Source organism: Streptomyces sp. NBC_01317 (genome assembly GCF_035961655.1).
In the GTDB taxonomy this organism is placed as follows: Bacteria; Actinomycetota; Actinomycetes; order Streptomycetales; family Streptomycetaceae; genus Streptomyces.
Window position 1 is genome coordinate 3,387,054 of the sequence record NZ_CP108393.1, and the last position, 19,886, is coordinate 3,406,939.

Consider the following 19,886-nt stretch of genomic DNA (forward strand, 5'->3'; position numbering starts at 1 on the left):
CATCAAGCCCGTCCGGCGATCGAGGACAAAGCCTCGTCCCCGGGGCCCCGGGCTCAGTACTGCTCGGTCTCCACGAAACCCGCGTCCGCGTCGTCGTCCGCGCCGAACGCGTCCGCCGCGGCGGTCGGGTCGAATCCGGGCGGGCTGTCCTTGAGCGCCAGACCCATCCCGGCCAGCTTCGCCTTGACCTCGTCGATCGACTTCGCACCGAAGTTGCGGATGTCGAGCAGGTCCGCCTCGGACCGGGCCACCAGCTCGCCCACCGAGTGGATGCCCTCGCGCTTGAGGCAGTTGTACGACCGAACGGTGAGCTCCAGCTCCTCGATCGGCAGCGCCAGGTCCGCGGCCAGCGCCGCGTCCGTCGGCGACGGGCCCATGTCGATGCCCTCGGCGTCGATGTTGAGCTCGCGCGCCAGACCGAACAGCTCGACCAGCGTCTTACCGGCGGACGCCATGGCGTCACGCGGCCGCATGGCCTGCTTGGTCTCGACGTCGACGATCAGCTTGTCGAAGTCGGTGCGCTGCTCGACACGGGTCGCCTCGACCTTGTACGTGACCTTGAGCACCGGGGAGTAGATGGAGTCGACCGGGATACGGCCGATCTCCTGGCCCACCTGCTTGTTCTGGACGGCGGAGACGTAGCCGCGACCGCGCTCGACGGTCAGCTCCATCTCCAGCTTGCCCTTGCCGTTCAGCGTCGCCAGGACGAGGTCCGGGTTGTGGACCTCGACACCGGCCGGCGGGGCGATGTCGGCGGCGGTGACCAGGCCGGGGCCCTGCTTGCGCAGGTACATCACGACGGGCTCGTCGTGCTCCGAGGAGACGACGAGCTGCTTGATGTTGAGGATCTGGTCGGTCACGTCCTCCTTGACGCCCGGCACGGTGGTGAACTCGTGCAGGACCCCGTCGATCCGGATGCTGGTGACAGCGGCACCGGGGATCGAGGAGAGCAGCGTACGGCGGAGGGAGTTTCCGAGGGTGTAACCGAAACCGGGCTCCAGCGGCTCGATCACGAACCGGGAGCGGTATTCGTCGACGACCTCTTCGGTCAGCGACGGGCGCTGGGCGATAAGCATTCTGTTGACCTTCCAGTCTTGGCACCCACTATTTGATGCCAACGGAACAAGCGTACGGGCGGCACGGCGCGAATGCGCAGTACCGCCCGCGAGTCATGCGCCACACCCCCTCGCAGGGGGCACGGAGTCAGACGCGGCGACGCTTCGGCGGGCGGCAGCCGTTGTGCGGGGTGGGGGTGACGTCCTGGATCGAACCCACCTCCAGGCCGGTGGCCTGGAGCGAGCGGATCGCGGTCTCACGGCCGGAGCCGGGACCCTTCACGAAGACGTCGACCTTGCGCATGCCGTGCTCCTGCGCGCGACGGGCGGCCGACTCGGCAGCCATCTGCGCGGCGAAGGGCGTGGACTTGCGCGAACCCTTGAAGCCGACGTGGCCGGCGGAGGCCCAGGAGATCACATTGCCCGAAGGGTCCGTGATCGAGACGATCGTGTTGTTGAACGTGCTCTTGATGTGGGCGTGCCCATGAGCGACGTTCTTCTTTTCCTTGCGGCGCACCTTCTTGGCTGCGCCCTGACGGCCCTTAGGAGGCATGTATTTACTCCTGCGTGGAGGTGATCGGTCCTACAGCGAAGACCGCTGGTGAGCGTCCGCTGAGGACTACTTCTTGCCCGGCTTCTTCTTGCCGGCGATGGCGCGACGCGGACCCTTGCGGGTACGAGCGTTCGTGCTGGTGCGCTGTCCGTGCACCGGCAGGCCACGACGGTGACGCAGACCCTGGTAGCAACCGATCTCGACCTTGCGGCGGATGTCGGCGGCGATCTCGCGACGAAGGTCACCCTCGGTCTTGAGGTTGGCGTCCACGTATTCGCGGATCTTGACGAGGTCTTCCTCGGCAAGGTCGCGGACGCGGATGTCAGGGTTGACACCGGCGGCGGCGAGGGTCTCCTTGGACCGGGTGCGCCCGATGCCGAAGACGTAGGTGAGGGCGACCTCGACGCGCTTTTCGCGCGGGAGGTCAACGCCTGCGAGGCGTGCCATTCATGGCTCCTGATGATTCGGAGGTCTTCCGCAGTCTCTGTCCCGGCTGCCGTACGCGTACGTACGGTCCGGGTCCCCGGCCTCCGCCGGAGGTGTCGGTCCTCTGTGACGAGGAGCCGGACACTGCGTAATTACGAGTTGCTCGCGTCACGCGAAGTACTGCGAGAGGCAGGCGGTCGTGCGTCAGCCCTGGCGCTGCTTGTGGCGCAGGTTGTCGCAGATGACCATGACCCGGCCGTGACGGCGGATCACCTTGCACTTGTCGCAGATCTTCTTGACGCTCGGCTTGACCTTCATGGAATTGAGGTTCTCCGGGTCAGTGCGGACGCCCCCTGGACAGGGACGACTGCAAGATCTACTTGTATCGGTAGACGATCCGGCCACGCGTCAGGTCGTACGGAGACAGCTCCACCACAACCCGGTCATCGGGCAGGATCCGGATGTAGTGCATCCGCATCTTGCCGCTGATGTGCGCGAGGACCTTGTGACCGTTCTGGAGCTCCACCCTGAACATCGCATTCGGGAGGGACTCGATCACGGTGCCCTCAATTTCGATGGCACCTTGCTTCTTGGCCACGCTTCGCCCTTCGAATCGGCTACCTTGATCGTCTCCGGCGGCCGCATGCGGACACACGGGTACACCAGAGCCGACGCGTCAGTCTACGGCAGCCCACTCGAAAAGACGAATCCGTGCAGTCTGCCCATGCCCCGAGATCCTTAAGCGGCACAAGGCCTCACAGCGCTCGCGCCCGCTCTACGCCAGGGGATCAGGCGCCGCCGTCACACCCAGCTCCGCGAGCTTCGCCTTACCGCCGTCCGGGGACGTCAGGACCAGCGGGCCGGCCTCCGTGAGGGCGATCGAGTGCTCCCAGTGCGAGGACCAGGTGCCGTCCTTCGTGATGACCGTCCACTCGTCCGCCAGCACCTCCGTGTGGGGCGTACCGAGGGAGACCATGGGCTCGATGGCCAGGCAGAAGCCGGGGACCAGCTTGGGGCCCTTGCCGCGCTTGCGGGAGACGTAGTTCAGCAGGTGCGGGTCCATGTGCATCTCCGTACCGATGCCGTGGCCGCCGTAGTCCTCGACGATGCCGTACTTCCCGCCGCCCGGCTTGGGCTGCCTGCGGATGTACGTCTCGATCGCCCGGGACACGTCCACCAGGCGGTTGCCGGCCTTCATCGCCGCGATGCCGGCCCACATCGACTCCTCGGTCACCCGGGACAGCTCGATCAGCTCCGGAGCGTGACCGGTGCCCACGAACGCCGTGAAGGCCGCGTCCCCGTGCCAGCCGTCCACGATCGCGCCGGCGTCGACGGAGATGATGTCCCCGTCCTTGAGGACGGTCTTCTCGTCGGGGATGCCATGGACGACGACCTCGTTGACCGAGGTGCAGATCGTCGCGGGGAACCCGCCGTACCCGAGGAAGTTCGGCTTCGCGCCGTGCGCGGCCAGCACCTTGCGGGCGACCATGTCCAGGTCCTTGGTGGTGGCACCCGGCACCGCGGCCTCCGCCGTGGCCGCGTGGACCGCGGCGACGACCAGCCCCGCCTCGCGCATCTTCGCGATCTGCTCGGGAGTCTTGATCTCCACCATGGCTCTGCTGCCTTCCACCTGACGCGTACGACCGGAACTCAACAGTAAAGCCGTGGCGTCCCTGGGGACGCCACGGCCTTACTCACGTGAATCGTGCTGCGGTGAAGCCCGCGGTTCAGGCCTGCGAGGCCCGGTCCCGCTGGAGCGCCTCCATCGCGCGGTCGGTCACCTCGGTGACCTTGCCGAGCGCGGAGATCGTCACGACCAGGCCCTGGGCCTGGTAGTGCTCGATGATCGGCTCGGTCTGCGTGTGGTAGACCTCCAGCCGTCTGCGCACCGTCTCCTCGGAGTCGTCGTCGCGCTGGTATAGCTCGCCCCCGCAGATGTCACAGACACCCTCCTTCTTCGGAGGCTGGTTCGCGACGTGGAAGACGTGGGCGCTGTCGTTGCGGCAGATGCGCCGCCCCGCGATACGCCGTACGACCTCGTCCTCGGGGATCTCCAGGTCCAGCACCGCGTCCAGCTTCACGCCGTCCGCCGCGAGGGCCTTGTCCAGTGCTTCCGCCTGCGACACGTTGCGCGGAAAGCCGTCGAGCAGGAAGCCCTTCTCGGCGTCCGGCCGGCTCATCCGGTCTCGTGCCATCGCGATCGTGACCTCGTCGGGTACCAGGTTTCCCGCGTCCATGTAGGACTTCGCCTGTTTGCCGAGCTCTGTGCCCTGGCTGATGTTGGCGCGGAAAAGGTCGCCCGTGGAAATGTGTGGGATCGACAGGTTCTTGGCGAGGAACGCGGCCTGCGTACCCTTGCCGGCACCGGGCGGCCCGACGAGGACGATTCGCATCAGCGGAGGAACCCTTCGTAATTGCGCTGCTGAAGCTGGCTCTCGATCTGCTTCACGGTTTCCAGACCCACACCCACGATGATCAGGATGCTTGTCCCGCCGAACGGGAAGTTCTGGTTCGCACCGCCGAAGCCTGCCAACGCCATCGTCGGGACAAGAGCAATCAGACCCAGGTACAGCGAGCCCGGCCAAGTGATCCTGTTGAGCACGTAGCTCAGGTACTCAGCGGTAGGGCGACCAGCCCGGATACCCGGGATGAAGCCACCATACTTCTTCATGTTGTCCGCTACTTCTTCGGGGTTGAAGGAAATCGCCACGTAGAAGAACGCGAAGAACACGATGAGCAAGAAGTAGGTCGCGATGTAGTACGGATGGTCACCCTTGACGAAGTGCGCCTCGATCCAGGTCTTCCAGCCCGACTGCGAGCTGGAGAACTGGGCGATCAGAGCGGGGATGTAGAGCAGCGACGAGGCGAAGATGACGGGGATCACACCCGCCTGGTTCACCTTGAGCGGGATGTACGTCGACGTACCGCCGTACGACCTCCGGCCGATCATGCGCTTCGCGTACTGGACGGGGATCCGGCGCTGCGCCTGCTCGACGAAGACGACCAGGCCCACCATGACGAAGCCGATCAGGATGACCGTACCGAACTCGATCCAGCCCTTGGCGAGCGTGCCGCTCTGCTTGATGGCCCAGAGGGCGCCCGGGAAGCCGGCCGCGATCGAGATGAACATCAGGATGGACATGCCGTTGCCGATGCCCTTGTCGGTGATGAGCTCACCGAGCCACATGACGGCGGCCGTACCGGCGGTCATCGTGATCACCATCGTGACGGTGACGAAGATCGACTGGTCGGGGACGATCTGCCCGGCCACCGGGCAGCCGCTGAAGAGCGCGCCGCTACGGGCCGTGGCGACCAGGCCGGTGCCCTGGAGCACGGCGAGGGCGACGGTCAGGTACCGGGTGTACTGCGTGATCTTCGACTGGCCGGACGAGCCTTCCTTCTTGAGGGCTTCCAGCCGTGGGATGACCACGGTCAGCAGCTGAAGGATGATGCTCGCCGTGATGTACGGCATGATGCCGAGCGCGAAGATCGTGATCTGCAACAACGCGCCGCCGCTGAACATGTTCACGAGCCCGAAGAGGCTGTTGTTGCCCTTTTGAGCCGCGTCGATACATGTCTGGACATTCTCGTAGCTGACCCCGGGGACGGGGATGTGCGCCCCGAGCCGGTACAGCACGATGATGGCGAGTGTGAAGAGCAGCTTCTTGCGCAGGTCGGGCGTCTTGAACGCCCGGGCGAACGCGGTGAGCACGGTGCCTCCTGCGACCCCCGCGCTACTGCGTCAGAGGTGACGGTATTGAGGATCGACGGATAAGGGACGAGCGGGTCCTGCGGGTCAACGAGCGGCCACCGCGTGAAGTGCCCGTGAGGACACATCCCGCGGTGGTGGACCGGAAGCGGGCTCCCGGCTTCAATACAGCAATAATGCACGCCACCATACCGGCGACTGTGCCCACCATGGAACGACCAACCGGGGATGCCCCTTTTGAGAGGCACCCCCGGTTGGGTGTTCAGGTCATCGGGTCGTCTCAGACGAGCTCGGTGACGGAGCCGCCCGCGGCGGCGATCTTCTCCTTGGCGGAGCCGGAAACGGCGTTCACCGAAACCGTCAGCGCCACGGAGATCTCGCCCTGGCCCAGGACCTTGACGAGACTGTTCTTGCGCACCGCACCCTTGGTGACCAGATCGGCCACCGTGACCTCGCCGCCCTCGGGGTAGAGGTCGGAGAGCTTGTCCAGGTTCACCACCTGGTACTCGGTGCGGAACGGGTTCTTGAAGCCCTTGAGCTTCGGCAGACGCATGTGGAGGGGCATCTGCCCACCCTCGAAGCGTGCCGGAACCTGGTAACGGGCCTTGGTGCCCTTGGTGCCACGACCAGCGGTCTTACCCTTGGACGCCTCACCACGACCCACACGGGTCTTGGCGGTCTTGGCGCCCGGGGCAGGACGGAGGTCGTGGGCCTTCAGCGGCTTGTCTGCTGCCATGTCAGTCGACCTCCTCAACCGTCACGAGGTGGCGGACGGTGTGCACCATGCCGCGGAACTCGGGGCGGTCCTCCTTGACGACCGTGTCGTTCACTCGCTTGAGACCGAGCGAACGCAGGGTGTCGCGGTGGTTCTGCTTGCTTCCGATGAACGACCGGGTCTGCGTGATCTGGAGACGGGCCATTACGCACCCGCTCCCGCAGCACGCGCACGCAGCATGGCGGCGGGGGCGACGTCCTCGAGGGGCAGACCGCGGCGGGCCGCGATCTCCTCGGGACGCTGCAGGCCCTTGAGGGCCGCCACGGTCGCGTGCACGATGTTGATCGCGTTGTCCGAGCCGAGCGACTTCGACAGGATGTCGTGGACGCCCGCGCATTCGAGCACCGCGCGCACCGGGCCACCGGCGATCACGCCGGTACCGGGGGAAGCAGGCTTGAGCAGGACGACGCCTGCCGCCTTCTCGCCCTGGATCGGGTGGGGGATGGTGCCCTGGATACGGGGAACCTTGAAGAAGGCCTTCTTGGCCTCTTCGACGCCCTTGGCGATGGCGGCCGGAACTTCCTTGGCCTTGCCGTAACCGACGCCGACGGTACCGTCACCATCGCCCACCACGACCAGCGCGGTGAAGCTGAAGCGACGACCACCCTTCACAACCTTGGCAACGCGGTTGATCGCGACAACGCGCTCAACGTACGCGGTCTTCTCGGCCGGCGAACCGTCGCGACCCTTCCGGTCCCGCCGCTCGCCGCCACCGGCACCGCTTCCGCGGCGCTGGGGTCCAGCCATTGGATCTACCTCTCTCTGTTACGTCCGCTAGCTCCGGAACCGGGGCTCAGAACTTCAGCCCGGCTTCGCGGGCGGCGTCAGCCAGAGCGGCAATCCGCCCGGCGTACTGGTTGCCACCACGGTCGAACACGACGGCCTCGATACCGGCGGCCTTCGCACGCTCGGCGACCAGGGCCCCGACCTGCTTGGCCTGGGCGCTCTTGTCGCCGTCGGTCCCGCGGATCGAAGTGTCCAGAGTCGACGCCGAGGCGAGCGTGTGGCCCGCGATGTCGTCGACGACCTGAGCCACCATGTGGCGGTTGGAACGCGTCACAACGAGGCGGGGGCGCTCCTGCGTGCCCGAGACCTTCTTGCGGACGCGAATGTGACGGCGCTTGATGGCAGCGGCCTTGTAGGCCTTGCCCTTGGCGATCTTCACACCGAATGCCATGGCTACTTACCAGCCTTTCCGACCTTGCGGCGGATGACCTCGCCCGCGTACCGGACACCCTTGGCCTTGTAGGGGTCGGGCTTCCGCAGCTTGCGGATTGTGGCGGCGACCTCGCCGACCCTCTGCTTGTCGATGCCCTCGACGGAGAACTTCGTCGGTGTCTCCACCTTGAAGGTGATTCCCTCGGGGGCCTCGATGAGGATCGGGTGGCTGTAGCCCAGGGCGAACTCCAGGTTGGAGCCCTTCGCCTGGACTCGGTAACCGACACCGCTGATCTCGAGCGCCTTGACGTAACCCTGGGTCACGCCGGTGATCATGTTCGCCACCAGCGTGCGGGACAGGCCGTGGAAGGCCTTGTTCTGACGCTCGTCGTTGGGGCGCAGCACCTGAAGGGTGCCGTCCTCGCCCTTGGTGACCTCGATCGGCGCGACGACGGTGTGCGAGAGGGTGCCCTTGGGACCCTTCACGCTGACCGTGCGGCCTTCGATGGTGACGTCCACACCGGCGGGAACCTGGATGGGGAGCTTGCCGATTCGCGACATGAGCTTTCCTCTCCGTTCCCGACTACCAGACGTAGGCGAGGACTTCCCCACCTACGCCCTTCTTGCTCGCCTGCTGGCCGGTCAGGAGGCCGTGGGACGTGGAGATGATCGCCACGCCCAGGCCGCCGAGAACCTTCGGCAGACTGGTGGACTTCGCGTACACACGCAGACCCGGCTTGGAGATGCGCTTGATGCCGGCGATCGAACGCTCGCGGTTCGGCCCGAACTTCAGCTCCAGGACGAGGTTCTTGCCGACTTCGGCGTCCTCGACCTTCCAGCCGGTGATGAAGCCCTCCTGCTGGAGGATCTCCGCGATGTGCGACTTGATCTTGCTGTGCGGCATCACGACATCGTCGTGGTACGCCGAGTTCGCGTTACGCAGACGCGTGAGCATGTCTGCGATGGGATCAGTCATGGTCATGTATTGGCCTTCGGCCTCTCTCGCCGGGGTTTCCTGTATGCGCCATCCCTCTCCCCGATCAGAGCCGGGACGGGTGCGGTGCGGGGACCTACGGCGTAGTAAGTCGTTATGGACGGCGGGCGCCCAACCCCCCAAGCCTACGGCATTTGAGGAAGGGCTCCCGCCAACCAGGTACTTACCGAGAGTTCCAGGTGGGTCCTCGGAAGAGGACTACCAGGAGCTCTTGGTGACGCCCGGCAGCTCGCCGCGGTGGGCCATCTCACGAAGGCACACACGGCACAGGCCGAACTTGCGGTAGACGGAGTGGGGCCGGCCGCAGCGCTGGCAGCGGGTGTAACCGCGCACCGCGAACTTGGGCTTGCGGGCGGCCTTTTCGATCAAAGCCTTCTTCGCCACGGTCAGTTCTCCTTGAACGGGAAGCCGAGGTGACGAAGGAGGGCACGACCCTCGTCGTCGTTGGTCGCCGTGGTCACCACGGTGATGTCCATGCCCCGGACCCGGTCGATCTTGTCCTGGTCGATCTCGTGGAACATGACCTGCTCCGTGAGACCGAAGGTGTAGTTGCCACGGCCGTCGAACTGCTTCGGCGACAGACCGCGGAAGTCACGGATACGCGGCAGCGCGAGCGACAGCGTACGGTCCAGGAACTCCCACATGCGGTCACCGCGGAGGGTGACGTGGCAGCCGATCGGCTGGCCCTCGCGCAGCTTGAACTGCGCGATGGACTTCCGGGCCTTGGTGACGGCCGGCTTCTGGCCCGTGATCGTGGTGAGGTCGCGGATGGCGCCCTCGATCAGCTTGGAGTCGCGGGCGGCGTCGCCCACACCCATGTTGACCACGATCTTGACGAGACCGGGGATCTGCATGACGTTCTCGTACGAGAACTCCTCACGCAGCTTGCCCGTGATCTCCTCGCGGTAGCGCAGCTTCAGACGGGGTGCAGTGGTGGTCGTCATCAGATGTCCTCACCGGTCCGCTTGGCAACGCGGATCTTCTTGCCCTCGTCGTCAAAGCGGTAGCCGACGCGGGTGACGACCTTCTTGCCGTCCTTCTCCACGACCAGCTGAACGTTGCTGACATGGACGGGGGCTTCGGTGGTCACGATGCCGCCGGTCTGCGAACCGCGAGCCGTCTGACCGGCCTTGGTGTGCTTCTTGACCCGGTTGACACCCTCGACGAGAACACGGTTCTGCGTGGGGATGGCCAGAATGACCTTCCCCTGCTTGCCCTTGTCCTTGCCGGTGATGACCTGAACCAGGTCGCCCTTCTTGATCTTCATGCTTACAGCACCTCCGGCGCGAGCGAGATGATCTTCATGAACTTCTTCTCGCGCAGCTCACGGCCCACCGGGCCGAAGATACGGGTGCCACGAGGGTCGCCGTCGTTCTTCAGGATGACGGCGGCGTTCTCGTCGAAGCGGATGTACGAGCCGTCCTGGCGGCGGCGCTCCTTGACGGTGCGAACGATGACAGCCTTGACGACGTCACCCTTCTTCACGTTCGCACCGGGGATCGCGTCCTTGACGGTGGCGACGATGACGTCGCCGATGCCCGCGTAGCGGCGGCCCGAGCCACCGAGAACACGGATGCAAAGGACTTCCTTGGCACCTGTGTTGTCGGCGACACGAAGTCGCGACTCCTGCTGGATCACGTGTATCTCCTGATCGTCTGCCGGTTCCCCGGGGGGCGGATCGCTCCCGCCCCCCGGAGCCTGGCGGAACTACTTCGGGGGTATGCCCTCGAAGGAATTACTCGGCCTGGGTTACTTGGCCTTCTCAAGGATCTCGATGATGCGCCACCGCTTCGTGGCGGACAGCGGCCGGGTCTCCATCAGGAGGACGCGGTCGCCGATGCCGGCGGCGTTCTGCTCGTCGTGCGCCTTGAGCTTGTTCGTACGGCGGATGACCTTGCCGTACAGAGCGTGCTTCACGCGGTCCTCGACGGCGACGACGACGGTCTTGTCCATCTTGTCGCTGACGACCAGGCCCTCACGGGTCTTGCGGAATCCGCGCTCGGTGCTCGGGGTGTTCTCGGTCACGTTGTTCTCAGTCATCAGGCGCTCTCCACCGTCTCGATGCCCAGCTCGCGCTCACGCATCAGGGTGTAGATCCGCGCGATGTCCTTGCGGACGGCCTTGAGCCGACCGTGGTTCTCGAGCTGGCCCGTCGCCGCCTGGAAGCGGAGATTGAACAGCTCTTCCTTGGCTTCGCGAAGCTTGTTGACAAGCTCCTCGTCGCCCAGTTCGCGCAGCTCGGACGCCTTGGTAACGGCCGCCATCACGACTCACCTGCCTCGCGCCGAACGATCCGGCACTTCATCGGAAGCTTGTGAGCTGCGCGGGTAAGCGCCTCACGCGCAATCTTCTCGTTCGGGTAGGACAGCTCGAACATCACCCGACCGGGCTTGACGTTCGCGATCCACCACTCGGGGGAACCCTTACCGGAACCCATGCGGGTCTCGGCGGGCTTCTTGGTGAGCGGACGGTCCGGGTAGATGTTGATCCAGACCTTGCCGCCACGCTTGATGTGGCGGGTCATCGCGATACGAGCGGCCTCGATCTGACGGTTCGTCACGTATGCCGGGGTCAGCGCCTGGATGCCGTACTCGCCGAACGCAACCTGCGTGCCACCCTTGGACATACCGCTGCGCTTCGGGTGGTGCTGCTTGCGGTGCTTGACCCTACGGGGGATCAGCATGTCGGTCAGGCCTCCGTTCCGCCGGTAGAAGAGGGCGTCGCCTCCGCGGCCGGAGCAGCCGTGGCGTCGGCCTTGGGGGCCTCCGCACCGGGAGCCTGCTGCGGCTTGCGGCCACCGCGGCCGCCGCGCTCGCCACCACGGCCGCCACCGGCGCCACCGCGGCCGGCGGGACGGTCGTTGCCGCCACCACGAGCCGGGCGGTTGCCCGCGCGGGCCGCGGCGTTCTCGGCACGCACCTCGGCGATGTTCTTGACGTCGCCCTTGTAGATCCAGACCTTCACGCCGATACGGCCGAAGGTCGTCTTGGCCTCGAAGAAGCCGTAGTCGACGTTCGCACGGAGGGTGTGCAGGGGCACACGGCCCTCGCGGTAGAACTCCGAGCGGGACATCTCGGCGCCGCCGAGACGGCCACCGCACTGGATCTTGATGCCCTTGGCGCCGGCCTTCATCGTCGACTGCATGCTCTTCCGCATGGCGCGACGGAAGGAGACACGCGAGGACAGCTGCTCGGCGACGGCCTGGGCCACCAGCTGAGCGTCCACCTCGGGGTTCTTGACCTCGAGGATGTTCAGCTGGACCTGCTTGCCGGTCAGCTTCTCCAGCTCGCCGCGGATACGGTCGGCCTCGGCGCCGCGGCGGCCGATGACGATGCCCGGACGCGCGGTGTGGATGTCGACGCGGACGCGGTCGCGGGTGCGCTCGATCTCGACCTTCGAGATGCCGGCCCGCTCCATGCCCTTCGTCATCATGCGACGAATGGCGACGTCTTCCTTGACGTAGTCCTTGTACAGCTTGTCGGCGTACCACCGGGACTTGAAGTCCGTGGTGATGCCGAGCCGGAACCCATGCGGGTTAACCTTCTGGCCCATTACCGGGTTCCTTCCTTGCTGCTGACGACCACGGTGATGTGGCTGGTCCGCTTGCGGATCCGGTAGGCACGGCCCTGGGCACGCGGCCGGAACCGCTTCAGGGTCGGACCCTCATCCACATACGCCTCGCTGATGACCAGCGAAGAGGCGTCCGGGTGGTCGTAGTTGTGCGCGGCGTTGGCAATGGCGCTGTCAAGCACCTTGCCGACCGGCACGCTCGCGGCCTGCGCGGCGAAACGCAGGACCGCCTGAGCCTCCGTGGCATCCATGCCACGGATGAGGTCCACCACTCGGCGGGCCTTCATGGGCGTGACGCGGATGTACCGCGCCTGGGCCCTGGCTTCCATGGTTGTCCCTTCGGTGTAAGTCATAGTCGGTTACACCCCGCGTCAGCGGCGCTTCGACTTCCGGTCGTCCTTGACGTGGCCGCGGAAGGTGCGAGTCGGCGAGAACTCGCCGAGCTTGTGGCCGACCATCGACTCGGTGACGAACACCGGGACGTGGATCTTGCCGTTGTGCACCGCGATCGTGTGGCCCAGCATGGCCGGGATGATCATTGAGCGCCGGGACCAGGTCTTGATGACGTTCTTGGTGCCTGCTTCGTTCTGGACGTCCACCTTCTTGATCAGGTGGTCGTCGACGAAGGGCCCCTTCTTGAGACTGCGCGGCATCTAAACCCGCTCCTAGCGCTTCTTGTTCGACTTGCGGCGGCGGACGATGTACTTGCTGCTTGCCTTCTTCGGCGAGCGAGTACGACCCTCCTTCTGACCCCACGGGCTGACCGGGTGACGTCCACCGGAGGTCTTGCCCTCACCACCACCGTGCGGGTGGTCGACCGGGTTCATCGCGACACCGCGGACGGTCGGGCGAACGCCCTTCCAGCGCATACGGCCGGCCTTGCCCCAGTTGATGTTCGACTGCTCGGCGTTGCCGACCTCACCGATCGTGGCGCGGCAGCGGACGTCGACCATGCGGACTTCACCGGACGGCATACGAAGGGTGGCCATCGTGCCCTCCTTCGCCAGCAGCTGCACCGAAGCACCCGCGGAGCGGGAGATCTTCGCGCCGCCACCGGGCCGGAGCTCGATCGCGTGGATCGTCGTACCGACCGGGATGTGGCGCAGCGGCAGGTTGTTGCCGGGCTTGATGTCGGCCCCGGGGCCGTTCTCGACCCGGTCACCCTGGCTGAGCTTGGCCGGCGCGATGATGTAGCGCTTCTCGCCGTCCGCGTAGTGCAGCAGCGCGATGCGCGCGGTGCGGTTGGGGTCGTACTCGATGTGCGCGACCTTGGCAGGCACGCCGTCCTTGTCGTGACGACGGAAGTCGATCACGCGGTAGGCGCGCTTGTGGCCACCACCCTGGTGGCGAACGGTCACACGACCGGCGTTGTTACGGCCGCCCTTGCTGTGCAGCGGGCGGACCAGCGACTTCTCCGGCGTGGACCGCGTGATCTCGACAAAGTCGGCGACGCTGGAGCCACGACGGCCCGGGGTCGTCGGCTTGTACTTGCGGATACCCATTTCTCAGTCCTCGTCCGATTCCGGACGACTCGACCTCCGTCAGGAGGCCGGGCCGCCGAAGATGTCGATACGGTCGCCCTCAGCGAGGGTCACGATGGCGCGCTTGGTGTTCGCGCGCTTGCCGAAACCGGTGCGGGTGCGCTTGCGCTTGCCCTGCCGGTTGATCGTGTTGACCCCGGCGACCTTGACCGAGAAGACCGCTTCCACGGCCTGCTTGATCTGGGTCTTGTTGGCGGTGGGCGCCACGATGAACGTGTACTTGTTCTCGTCGAGGAGCGCGTAGCTCTTCTCCGACACCACGGGCTTCACAAGAATGTCGCGGTGGTCGTGGAACGTCTTGCTGGTGATCTCGGCCATCAGGCTTCGGCCCCCTCGTTCTCGTTGTCATCGGCCTTGGAAGGGCCAGACACGAAGGACTCGAAGGCGGCCTTGGTGAAGACCACGTCGTCGGAGACGATCACGTCGTACGTGTTCAGCTGGCCCGGCGCCAGGATGTGTACCTGGGGCAGGTTGCGAACGGACAGCCATGCGGCCTCGTCGCCACGCTCGACGACCAGGAGCAGGTTCTTGCGCTCGCTGATCTTGCCCAGCAGGGTCTTCGCGGCCTTGGTGGAGATCGCGTCCTCGACCAGGCCGGAGACGACGTGGATACGCGAGTGGCGCGCCCGGTCGGTGAGGGCACCGCGCAGGGCGGCGGCCTTCATCTTCTTGGGCGTCCGCTGCGAGTAGTCACGCGGCTGCGGGCCGTGAACGACGCCACCGCCGACGAACTGCGGAGCGCGGGTCGAACCCTGACGGGCGCGGCCGGTGCCCTTCTGGCGGTACGGCTTGCGCCCACCACCACGGACCTCGCCGCGTGTCTTGGTCTTGTGCGTGCCCTGGCGGGCAGCGGCCAGCTGGGCGACTACGACCTGGTGGATCAGCGGAATGCTGACCTTGGCGTCGAAGATCTCCGCGGGGAGTTCGACGGTCCCGGCCTTGTCACCTGCCGGCGAAAGGATGTCAACAGTGCTCATCGTTACCTCAGGCCCCCTTGGCCGCGGTACGGACCAGGACGAGGCCGCCGTTCGGACCGGGGACCGCGCCCTTGATCAGGAGCAGGCCCTTCTCCGCGTCAACGGCATAGACGGTCAGGTTCTGTGTGGTGACCCGCTCGTTGCCCATACGACCGGCCATCCGCATGCCCTTGAACACACGGCCGGGGGTGGCGCAGCCACCGATGGAGCCGGGCGAGCGGTGCTTGCGCTGGACGCCGTGACCGGCGCCGAGGCCCTTGAAGTTGTGACGCTTCATGACACCGGCGAAGCCCTTGCCCTTGCTCTTGCCCGTGACGTCAACCTTGACGCCGGACTCGAACACCGAGGCGGTGACCTCCTGGCCGAGCGTGTACTCGCTCGCGTCGGAGGTGCGGAGCTCCACCAGGTGGCGGCGCGGGGTCACGTCGGCCTTGGCGAAGTGGCCCTTGAGGGGCTTGTTCACCTTGCGCGGGTCGATCTCGCCGAAGGCGATCTGGACCGACTCGTAGCCGTCGGAGTCATTCGTACGGACCTGGGTAACGACGCAGGGTCCGGCCTTGACCACGGTCACCGGGACGACACGGTTGTTCTCGTCCCAGACCTGGGTCATGCCGAGCTTCTCGCCCAGGACACCCTTGATCTGCTTTGCCATTCTTCCGCGCCTCTCAGAGCTTGATCTCGATGTCGACGCCGGCCGGAAGGTCCAGGCGCATCAACGAGTCAACGGTCTTGGGCGTCGGGTCGAGAATGTCGATCAGGCGCTTGTGCGTGCGCATCTCGAAGTGCTCGCGAGAATCCTTGTACTTGTGCGGCGACTTGATGACGCAGTACACGTTCTTCTCTGTGGGCAGCGGCACCGGGCCCGCGACCGACGCACCAGTACGCGTCACCGTCTCGACGATCTTCTTCGCCGAGGAATCGATGACCTCGTGGTCGTAGGCCTTGAGCCGGATGCGGATCTTCTGTCCCGCCATGGCTGCTAGTAGTCCTGTCTCTCGTCACGCTCTGGAACCCGGGGGGTTCGCGTCCTGCTCCGACCCACGCGGTCGGGCGTGTCGCATCCCCTCTACGAAAATCTCCCGAAAGGGAGATCCCAACCAAGGGGGCGCGGGCCCAGGACCGCGAGCCGGAGGCACAACACCTACCGGGCGCCTGGCCGGCGTCCCACTGACACTTCCCGGAAGATTCCCGTACGTCCGCACCAGCGCTGCCCCGAAAGGCAGTTGGCACGACGAGTACTGTGGGACTCGCTTCCGGTCCTCCCGGCGGGAGGCGCGCAGCATTGACGCTCAACCGAGCAACCTGAACAGTGTGCCACAGGGCCCGTGACCCTGGCCAATCGCGGCCGGAAAGGGTACCCCACGGGCTGACGCCCGAATCCTCACCCGGGTTGCACCTAGCGCGCGGCGTACGCGAGGAAGTCCGCCCAGGCCCCGGGGGCGAGGCCGAGGCGGGGGCCGGCGGGGTCCTTGGAGTCGCGGACGAGGACGGTGGCGGGGGTGGCGGCGACTTCAACGCAGTCGTTGTTGTCGCTGCCGCTGTAGCTGCTCTTGATCCAGGCGACTTCGACGCAGCTGGGCCCGTCGTTGGTGCTATAGCTGCTCTTGATCCAGTTCATGTCTCTCCCAGCACCTTCTCGATGAAGCTCAGCGACCCCCGGGGGCTGAGAGCCTGGGATCGGATAATCCCATACCGAAGCTCCAGTACGTGCACCTCTTTCGGGGCAACAACCACGCGGCTGGTGAGCTGCGCCTCGGAGTACCCCACCGCAGAACCGTCCCTCAGCTTGAGCAGCTGAAGCTGCCCGCCCATCCCGGCGTGGTCCTCACGGTCTGTTGGCATCACCTGAATCTCGACGTGCCGCAACCGGCCCATCTCCAGCAAGTGTTCAAGCTGCCGCCGCAAAACGGCCTTGCCCCCGATGGGCCGGAGCAGAGTCACTTCTTCCAGCACGAAGGTGAGCGTAACCAGCGGCGAGCGCGAGAAGATCGACTGTCGCGCGAGCCGCGCGGACACATACCGGTCCAGGTCGTCCGGCGAAAGCGCAGGCCGTCGTACGTCGAACAGCGCACGCGCGTACTCCTCGGTCTGCAACAGTCCATGGATGTTGTGGTTGCCGTAGGCACCCAGCTCAACGGTCTCGTTCTCCAACCGCGCCAGATCCCGAACCTTCTTCGGATACCGGGCCTCCGCCACGTCCTCCTTCATCGCGGCGATTTTGCCCTCCGCGCGCAGGACATCGTCCGCCCGGTCCAGGAACTCCGGCTTGGGGATCCGCTGCCCGGACTCGACCTTGTAGACCTGCGCCTCGCCGTACCCGATCGCCGCCCCGAACTCCGCGCGGCTCATCCCCACGCCCGTACGCCACAGCTTGATCTGGCGGCCCACCGCCTCGATCACCGCGCTGGAGTCGTCCTCCAGGTCAGGCTCCCAGTCGGGCTCGTCCGTCCCGTCATTCGCGTACAAGGATCCGCACCTCCACCAGGTCACGTAGGACGACGAGGACAGATCCGTACACCCACCGGACAGTCACTGTCCGTACGCCCGCCCTCACTATTCAGGCTACGCACACCCGACCACGCTGTGTGACGTGAACCTCAAAAACAGCAACCTGACCCATCAGTTCAGCGTCCAGCTCTCCTCCACCCGCAGGGGCGCCCGGCTGGCACGCCTGCTGGCCACAGAGCAGATCCGTTCCTGGGGCCTCCCCCACGAAACGGCCGCCCAGGTCATCGCGGAACTGACGTCGAACGCCGCGACGCACGGCCGCGCGCCGGGCCGGGACTTCCGTATCGCCCTGACGGTCCCGACGCCGGGCACGCTCCGTATCGAGGTGACGGACACCAGGCCGGAACGCCTCCCCGCCATCCCCCGCAACGCGGCCCTGGACGAGGAATGGGGCAGGGGCCTGCTCCTGGTGAACGCCCTGTCCACCCGCTGGGGAGCGATCACAGGCCCCCCGCCCTGCAAAACGGTCTGGGCGGAACTGGACCTCACGCCGCGCCTCTCCCACCTGGAGAATGCGAGGCACTGGGACGAGGAGTCCTTCGCCCGACGCCACGCGTGAGAGAAGGGCATGGAGGACAAGCTTTGAACGGGCAAAGACGCGAAGGGAGAGAGTCCGCACGGCACGACGCTCTGCGGTACCGGGCGATGCGCGACATCGTCGAACGCACGCGAGAGAGCGTCCCGGGCAAGCTGGAGATCACGCACGAGGGGATCGTTCACGACATGATGCGGCCCGGAGGGCCGCACGAACTCACGGCCGCCCGTGTCAGCCGCAGGCTGGAGAGGGTCATGCCCGACGGTCTGCTGGCCCATACCGGCACTCCTGATGTCGAGGACGTCACCGAAGGCGTGATGCGCCACCCGGACGTGATGGTGATCGCCGAGGCGGACATGGAGGTCGAGGGATCGTTCGACCCCCGGAGCCTCCTCGCCGCAATGGAGATCGTCTCCCGCTCCAACCCGGACAACGACTGGGTCGGCAAGGTGCGGGACTACCCGCTGCTGGGAATCCCCATGTACGTGATCTTCGACCCGCGCACGGGCACCGGCGCGGTGCTGTCCGACATCCACTCGACCCCGGACGGCCCTCGCTACGCCACCCGCAAGGACTTCGTGTACGGCGAGGAAATCATGGTGGGTGAGTGGCTGATCTCGACGGACCGACTCCCGCGCTACGCGTGACCCGGGGGACGCGAGTGCGGCCGCGCGCCAACAGGGCAGCAGAAGCAGGTCGTTGACGTCTTCCGGGAGCACCACCGGCGCGCTACTGGAGGAACCCTCCGCGCACCGAGCCCGTGACCCCCGTCGTCGTGATGCCGGTCGCCGTGCCCTTGAAGCGGAGGTAGTCCGCGAACAGGTCCGCGTAGCCGTCGCGGTTCGCGTCGCGCAGGCGCAGGTCCGCGCCGAAGGACGCGTCCGTCTCCGGGTCGCCCGGGACGCCCGGGGTCGTGCGGTCGATCCACTGGGACTTCGTGCCGGTCAGGCCGGACGCGCCGCCGCGGAGGATCTGGATCGCGCCCGCGCCCGGGTGCGTACCGACCTTCTCGCCCCACGTGGACACCGCGAGGTCCGGGTAGCCGTCGTGGTTCACGTCGGCGGCCGACACGGCCCCGCCGAACCAGTCGCGCACCTGCGGGGTGCCGGCGACCCCGGCCGTGTTCTGGTTGAGCTTGGTGGACGCGCCGGGACCGGAGGCGCCGCCGCGCCAGACGTAGACCGCGCCCTTCTCGCCGTCGGCGTGCGGGTGGCCCAGGGCGATGTCGCCGTAGCCGTCCTTGTCGAAGTCCGCGACCACACCCACCGCCGCGAACGAGGCGTCCTCGCCCGTGCCGAGTTTCAGCGTGGCGCCCCCCTTGAGGGTGGCGCCGCCCCGGACGAACCAGGCGCCGGTGAGCGTGTGCGCGGGGCCGTCGACCCCGCCGAGGACCACCAGGTCCGTGGCGGCGTCCTTGGTGACCCTGCCCGCCACGAGGTGCTCGGCGAAGAGGCTGTCCCGGGTGAGCTTCGTGACCGTACCGCTGACGGCGGACTTGGCGAAGGCGCCCCGGTAGACGTACGCGGTGTGGTTGTTGATCACCGCGAGGTCGGGCCGGCCGTCACCGTTGAAGTCCCCCGCCGCCAGGTCCTGGCCGAACGCGCCCCACTTCGCCGCGCCCTTGTTGGGCACGGTCGTGCCGCCCGACAGGCCGGACTTGGAACCCCACAGGACCGTGACGGCGCCCTGGCTCTTGGTGCTGCCGACCGCCTCGCCCGGGACGCCGACGGCGAGGTCGGCGTAACCGTCCCGGTTGAAGTCCGCCCCGGCCAGGGTCCGGCCGAAACCGTCGTCCCACTCGTTCGTGCCGGGGACGCCCGCGCTGTTCTGCGTGATGTTCTGCTTGCGGCCGGTGGGGCCGCTCGCCGTCCCGTAGACGATCCCGACCGTGCCCGACCCGTCGGAACCCGCGTCGGTCACGCCGACGCCGTAGGCGTAGTCGCGGTATCCGTCGCCGTTGAAGTCGTCGGCGTACTTGGCGGTCGCCGCCCCGGCCGGCGCGGCCTGGAGGGCGAGCGGGGTGACGGTCGAGGCCAGGACGGTCGCGGCCAGCAGGGCACTTCGTCTGCGCATCGGTTCGGCTCC

General features: G+C 66.6%; 34 protein-coding genes. 2 read left to right on the forward strand and 32 right to left on the reverse strand.

Going from position 1 to position 19,886, the window contains the following annotated elements; all coding sequences use genetic code 11:
• Nucleotides 1-53: 53 nt before the first annotated feature.
• The 31 genes from OG349_RS14220 to OG349_RS14370 all read right to left on the reverse strand — a co-directional run bounded on the left by OG349_RS14220 (nt 54) and on the right by OG349_RS14370 (nt 17,224).
• On the reverse strand, nt 54-1,076 hold the full coding sequence (locus tag OG349_RS14220) for a DNA-directed RNA polymerase subunit alpha (protein WP_161311141.1): 1,023 nt from the start codon (nt 1,074-1,076) through the stop codon (nt 54-56).
• Nucleotides 1,077-1,203: 127 nt separating this feature from the next.
• Nucleotides 1,204-1,608, reverse strand: a complete 405-nt coding sequence (gene rpsK, locus OG349_RS14225; protein ID WP_003956432.1) for a 30S ribosomal protein S11 — start codon at nt 1,606-1,608, stop codon at nt 1,204-1,206.
• 66 nt (nt 1,609-1,674) lie between these two features.
• On the reverse strand, nt 1,675-2,055 hold the full coding sequence (rpsM, locus tag OG349_RS14230) for a 30S ribosomal protein S13 (RefSeq protein ID WP_161311142.1): 381 nt from the start codon (nt 2,053-2,055) through the stop codon (nt 1,675-1,677).
• 183 nt (nt 2,056-2,238) lie between these two features.
• The gene (gene rpmJ, locus OG349_RS14235) at nt 2,239-2,352 is read right to left on the reverse strand and encodes a 50S ribosomal protein L36 (RefSeq protein ID WP_003956441.1); all 114 of its coding nucleotides are present in this window, start codon (nt 2,350-2,352) and stop codon (nt 2,239-2,241) included.
• 58 nt (nt 2,353-2,410) lie between these two features.
• Entirely contained in the window at nt 2,411-2,632 is a 222-nt protein-coding gene (infA, locus tag OG349_RS14240) for a translation initiation factor IF-1 (protein ID WP_014047798.1), read from the reverse strand.
• Nucleotides 2,633-2,809: 177 nt separating this feature from the next.
• Complete coding sequence (gene map / locus OG349_RS14245) at nt 2,810-3,646, reverse strand: type I methionyl aminopeptidase (RefSeq protein ID WP_327234975.1); 837 nt, start codon at nt 3,644-3,646, stop codon at nt 2,810-2,812.
• Nucleotides 3,647-3,761: 115 nt separating this feature from the next.
• The gene (locus OG349_RS14250) at nt 3,762-4,427 is read right to left on the reverse strand and encodes an adenylate kinase (RefSeq protein ID WP_327234976.1); all 666 of its coding nucleotides are present in this window, start codon (nt 4,425-4,427) and stop codon (nt 3,762-3,764) included.
• The gene (secY, locus tag OG349_RS14255; protein WP_161311145.1) at nt 4,427-5,746 is read right to left on the reverse strand and encodes a preprotein translocase subunit SecY; all 1,320 of its coding nucleotides are present in this window, start codon (nt 5,744-5,746) and stop codon (nt 4,427-4,429) included. The genes OG349_RS14250 and secY overlap by 1 nt, the downstream gene beginning before the upstream one ends.
• Nucleotides 5,747-6,023: 277 nt before the next feature.
• Nucleotides 6,024-6,479: a 50S ribosomal protein L15 gene (gene rplO / locus OG349_RS14260; RefSeq protein ID WP_327234977.1), complete on the reverse strand. Its 456-nt coding sequence runs from the start codon at nt 6,477-6,479 to the stop codon at nt 6,024-6,026.
• Between the two features lies 1 nt (nt 6,480).
• Complete coding sequence (rpmD, locus tag OG349_RS14265) at nt 6,481-6,663, reverse strand: 50S ribosomal protein L30 (RefSeq protein ID WP_161311147.1); 183 nt, start codon at nt 6,661-6,663, stop codon at nt 6,481-6,483.
• Nucleotides 6,663-7,265 (reverse strand): 30S ribosomal protein S5, encoded by a 603-nt coding sequence (gene rpsE / locus OG349_RS14270; protein WP_327234978.1) that lies wholly within the window; start codon nt 7,263-7,265, stop codon nt 6,663-6,665. Before rpsE ends, rpmD begins: the two co-directional genes overlap by 1 nt.
• Before the next feature lie 46 nt (nt 7,266-7,311).
• Nucleotides 7,312-7,695: a 50S ribosomal protein L18 gene (rplR, locus tag OG349_RS14275; RefSeq protein ID WP_161311149.1), complete on the reverse strand. Its 384-nt coding sequence runs from the start codon at nt 7,693-7,695 to the stop codon at nt 7,312-7,314.
• Between the two features lie 2 nt (nt 7,696-7,697).
• Complete coding sequence (gene rplF / locus OG349_RS14280) at nt 7,698-8,237, reverse strand: 50S ribosomal protein L6 (protein WP_161311150.1); 540 nt, start codon at nt 8,235-8,237, stop codon at nt 7,698-7,700.
• Nucleotides 8,238-8,259: 22 nt separating this feature from the next.
• The gene (gene rpsH / locus OG349_RS14285; protein ID WP_041985707.1) at nt 8,260-8,658 is read right to left on the reverse strand and encodes a 30S ribosomal protein S8; all 399 of its coding nucleotides are present in this window, start codon (nt 8,656-8,658) and stop codon (nt 8,260-8,262) included.
• Between the two features lie 210 nt (nt 8,659-8,868).
• Complete coding sequence (locus OG349_RS14290) at nt 8,869-9,054, reverse strand: type Z 30S ribosomal protein S14 (RefSeq protein WP_161311152.1); 186 nt, start codon at nt 9,052-9,054, stop codon at nt 8,869-8,871.
• A gap of 2 nt (nt 9,055-9,056) precedes the next feature.
• Nucleotides 9,057-9,614, reverse strand: coding sequence for a 50S ribosomal protein L5 (gene rplE, locus OG349_RS14295; protein ID WP_161311153.1), 558 nt, complete (start codon nt 9,612-9,614; stop codon nt 9,057-9,059).
• Nucleotides 9,614-9,937: a 50S ribosomal protein L24 gene (rplX, locus tag OG349_RS14300; protein WP_161311154.1), complete on the reverse strand. Its 324-nt coding sequence runs from the start codon at nt 9,935-9,937 to the stop codon at nt 9,614-9,616. The genes rplE and rplX overlap by 1 nt, the downstream gene beginning before the upstream one ends.
• A 2-nt stretch (nt 9,938-9,939) precedes the next feature.
• Complete coding sequence (rplN, locus tag OG349_RS14305; RefSeq protein WP_327234979.1) at nt 9,940-10,308, reverse strand: 50S ribosomal protein L14; 369 nt, start codon at nt 10,306-10,308, stop codon at nt 9,940-9,942.
• Between the two features lie 111 nt (nt 10,309-10,419).
• Nucleotides 10,420-10,710, reverse strand: coding sequence for a 30S ribosomal protein S17 (gene rpsQ, locus OG349_RS14310; RefSeq protein ID WP_161311156.1), 291 nt, complete (start codon nt 10,708-10,710; stop codon nt 10,420-10,422).
• Nucleotides 10,710-10,934 (reverse strand): 50S ribosomal protein L29, encoded by a 225-nt coding sequence (gene rpmC, locus OG349_RS14315; protein ID WP_161311158.1) that lies wholly within the window; start codon nt 10,932-10,934, stop codon nt 10,710-10,712. The genes rpsQ and rpmC overlap by 1 nt, the downstream gene beginning before the upstream one ends.
• Nucleotides 10,934-11,353: a 50S ribosomal protein L16 gene (gene rplP, locus OG349_RS14320; protein ID WP_014047785.1), complete on the reverse strand. Its 420-nt coding sequence runs from the start codon at nt 11,351-11,353 to the stop codon at nt 10,934-10,936. Before rplP ends, rpmC begins: the two co-directional genes overlap by 1 nt.
• 5 nt (nt 11,354-11,358) lie before the next feature.
• Complete coding sequence (gene rpsC, locus OG349_RS14325; RefSeq protein ID WP_327234980.1) at nt 11,359-12,222, reverse strand: 30S ribosomal protein S3; 864 nt, start codon at nt 12,220-12,222, stop codon at nt 11,359-11,361.
• A complete protein-coding gene (rplV, locus tag OG349_RS14330) occupies nt 12,222-12,569 on the reverse strand; it encodes a 50S ribosomal protein L22 (RefSeq protein WP_161308667.1) in 348 nt (115 codons plus the stop codon). The genes rpsC and rplV overlap by 1 nt, the downstream gene beginning before the upstream one ends.
• 42 nt (nt 12,570-12,611) lie before the next feature.
• The gene (gene rpsS / locus OG349_RS14335) at nt 12,612-12,893 is read right to left on the reverse strand and encodes a 30S ribosomal protein S19 (RefSeq protein ID WP_127356386.1); all 282 of its coding nucleotides are present in this window, start codon (nt 12,891-12,893) and stop codon (nt 12,612-12,614) included.
• Nucleotides 12,894-12,905: 12 nt separating this feature from the next.
• Entirely contained in the window at nt 12,906-13,742 is an 837-nt protein-coding gene (rplB, locus tag OG349_RS14340) for a 50S ribosomal protein L2 (protein ID WP_167028590.1), read from the reverse strand.
• Between the two features lie 39 nt (nt 13,743-13,781).
• The gene (gene rplW / locus OG349_RS14345) at nt 13,782-14,099 is read right to left on the reverse strand and encodes a 50S ribosomal protein L23 (protein ID WP_161308664.1); all 318 of its coding nucleotides are present in this window, start codon (nt 14,097-14,099) and stop codon (nt 13,782-13,784) included.
• Nucleotides 14,099-14,758: a 50S ribosomal protein L4 gene (rplD, locus tag OG349_RS14350; RefSeq protein WP_327234981.1), complete on the reverse strand. Its 660-nt coding sequence runs from the start codon at nt 14,756-14,758 to the stop codon at nt 14,099-14,101. Before rplD ends, rplW begins: the two co-directional genes overlap by 1 nt.
• A gap of 7 nt (nt 14,759-14,765) precedes the next feature.
• A complete protein-coding gene (gene rplC / locus OG349_RS14355; protein WP_161308662.1) occupies nt 14,766-15,410 on the reverse strand; it encodes a 50S ribosomal protein L3 in 645 nt (214 codons plus the stop codon).
• A 13-nt stretch (nt 15,411-15,423) separates the two neighbouring features.
• Nucleotides 15,424-15,732, reverse strand: coding sequence for a 30S ribosomal protein S10 (rpsJ, locus tag OG349_RS14360; RefSeq protein WP_003948644.1), 309 nt, complete (start codon nt 15,730-15,732; stop codon nt 15,424-15,426).
• 422 nt (nt 15,733-16,154) lie between these two features.
• Nucleotides 16,155-16,376: a DUF397 domain-containing protein gene (locus tag OG349_RS14365; protein WP_327234982.1), complete on the reverse strand. Its 222-nt coding sequence runs from the start codon at nt 16,374-16,376 to the stop codon at nt 16,155-16,157.
• The gene (locus tag OG349_RS14370; protein WP_327234983.1) at nt 16,373-17,224 is read right to left on the reverse strand and encodes a helix-turn-helix domain-containing protein; all 852 of its coding nucleotides are present in this window, start codon (nt 17,222-17,224) and stop codon (nt 16,373-16,375) included. Before OG349_RS14370 ends, OG349_RS14365 begins: the two co-directional genes overlap by 4 nt.
• Before the next feature lie 124 nt (nt 17,225-17,348).
• Between OG349_RS14370 and OG349_RS14375 the strand changes: the two genes are divergently transcribed.
• Both OG349_RS14375 and OG349_RS14380 read left to right on the forward strand, forming a co-directional pair.
• Nucleotides 17,349-17,825 carry an ATP-binding protein gene (locus tag OG349_RS14375; RefSeq protein ID WP_327234984.1) on the forward strand — a complete coding sequence of 159 codons (477 nt, stop codon included), beginning with the start codon at nt 17,349-17,351 and terminating at the stop codon, nt 17,823-17,825.
• Between the two features lie 86 nt (nt 17,826-17,911).
• Nucleotides 17,912-18,448 carry a Uma2 family endonuclease gene (locus OG349_RS14380; protein ID WP_327234985.1) on the forward strand — a complete coding sequence of 179 codons (537 nt, stop codon included), beginning with the start codon at nt 17,912-17,914 and terminating at the stop codon, nt 18,446-18,448.
• A gap of 82 nt (nt 18,449-18,530) precedes the next feature.
• Here the strand turns inward: OG349_RS14380 and OG349_RS14385 are convergent, their stop codons facing one another.
• On the reverse strand, nt 18,531-19,874 hold the full coding sequence (locus tag OG349_RS14385; protein WP_327234986.1) for an FG-GAP-like repeat-containing protein: 1,344 nt from the start codon (nt 19,872-19,874) through the stop codon (nt 18,531-18,533).
• Between the last annotated feature and the right edge of the window lie 12 nt (nt 19,875-19,886).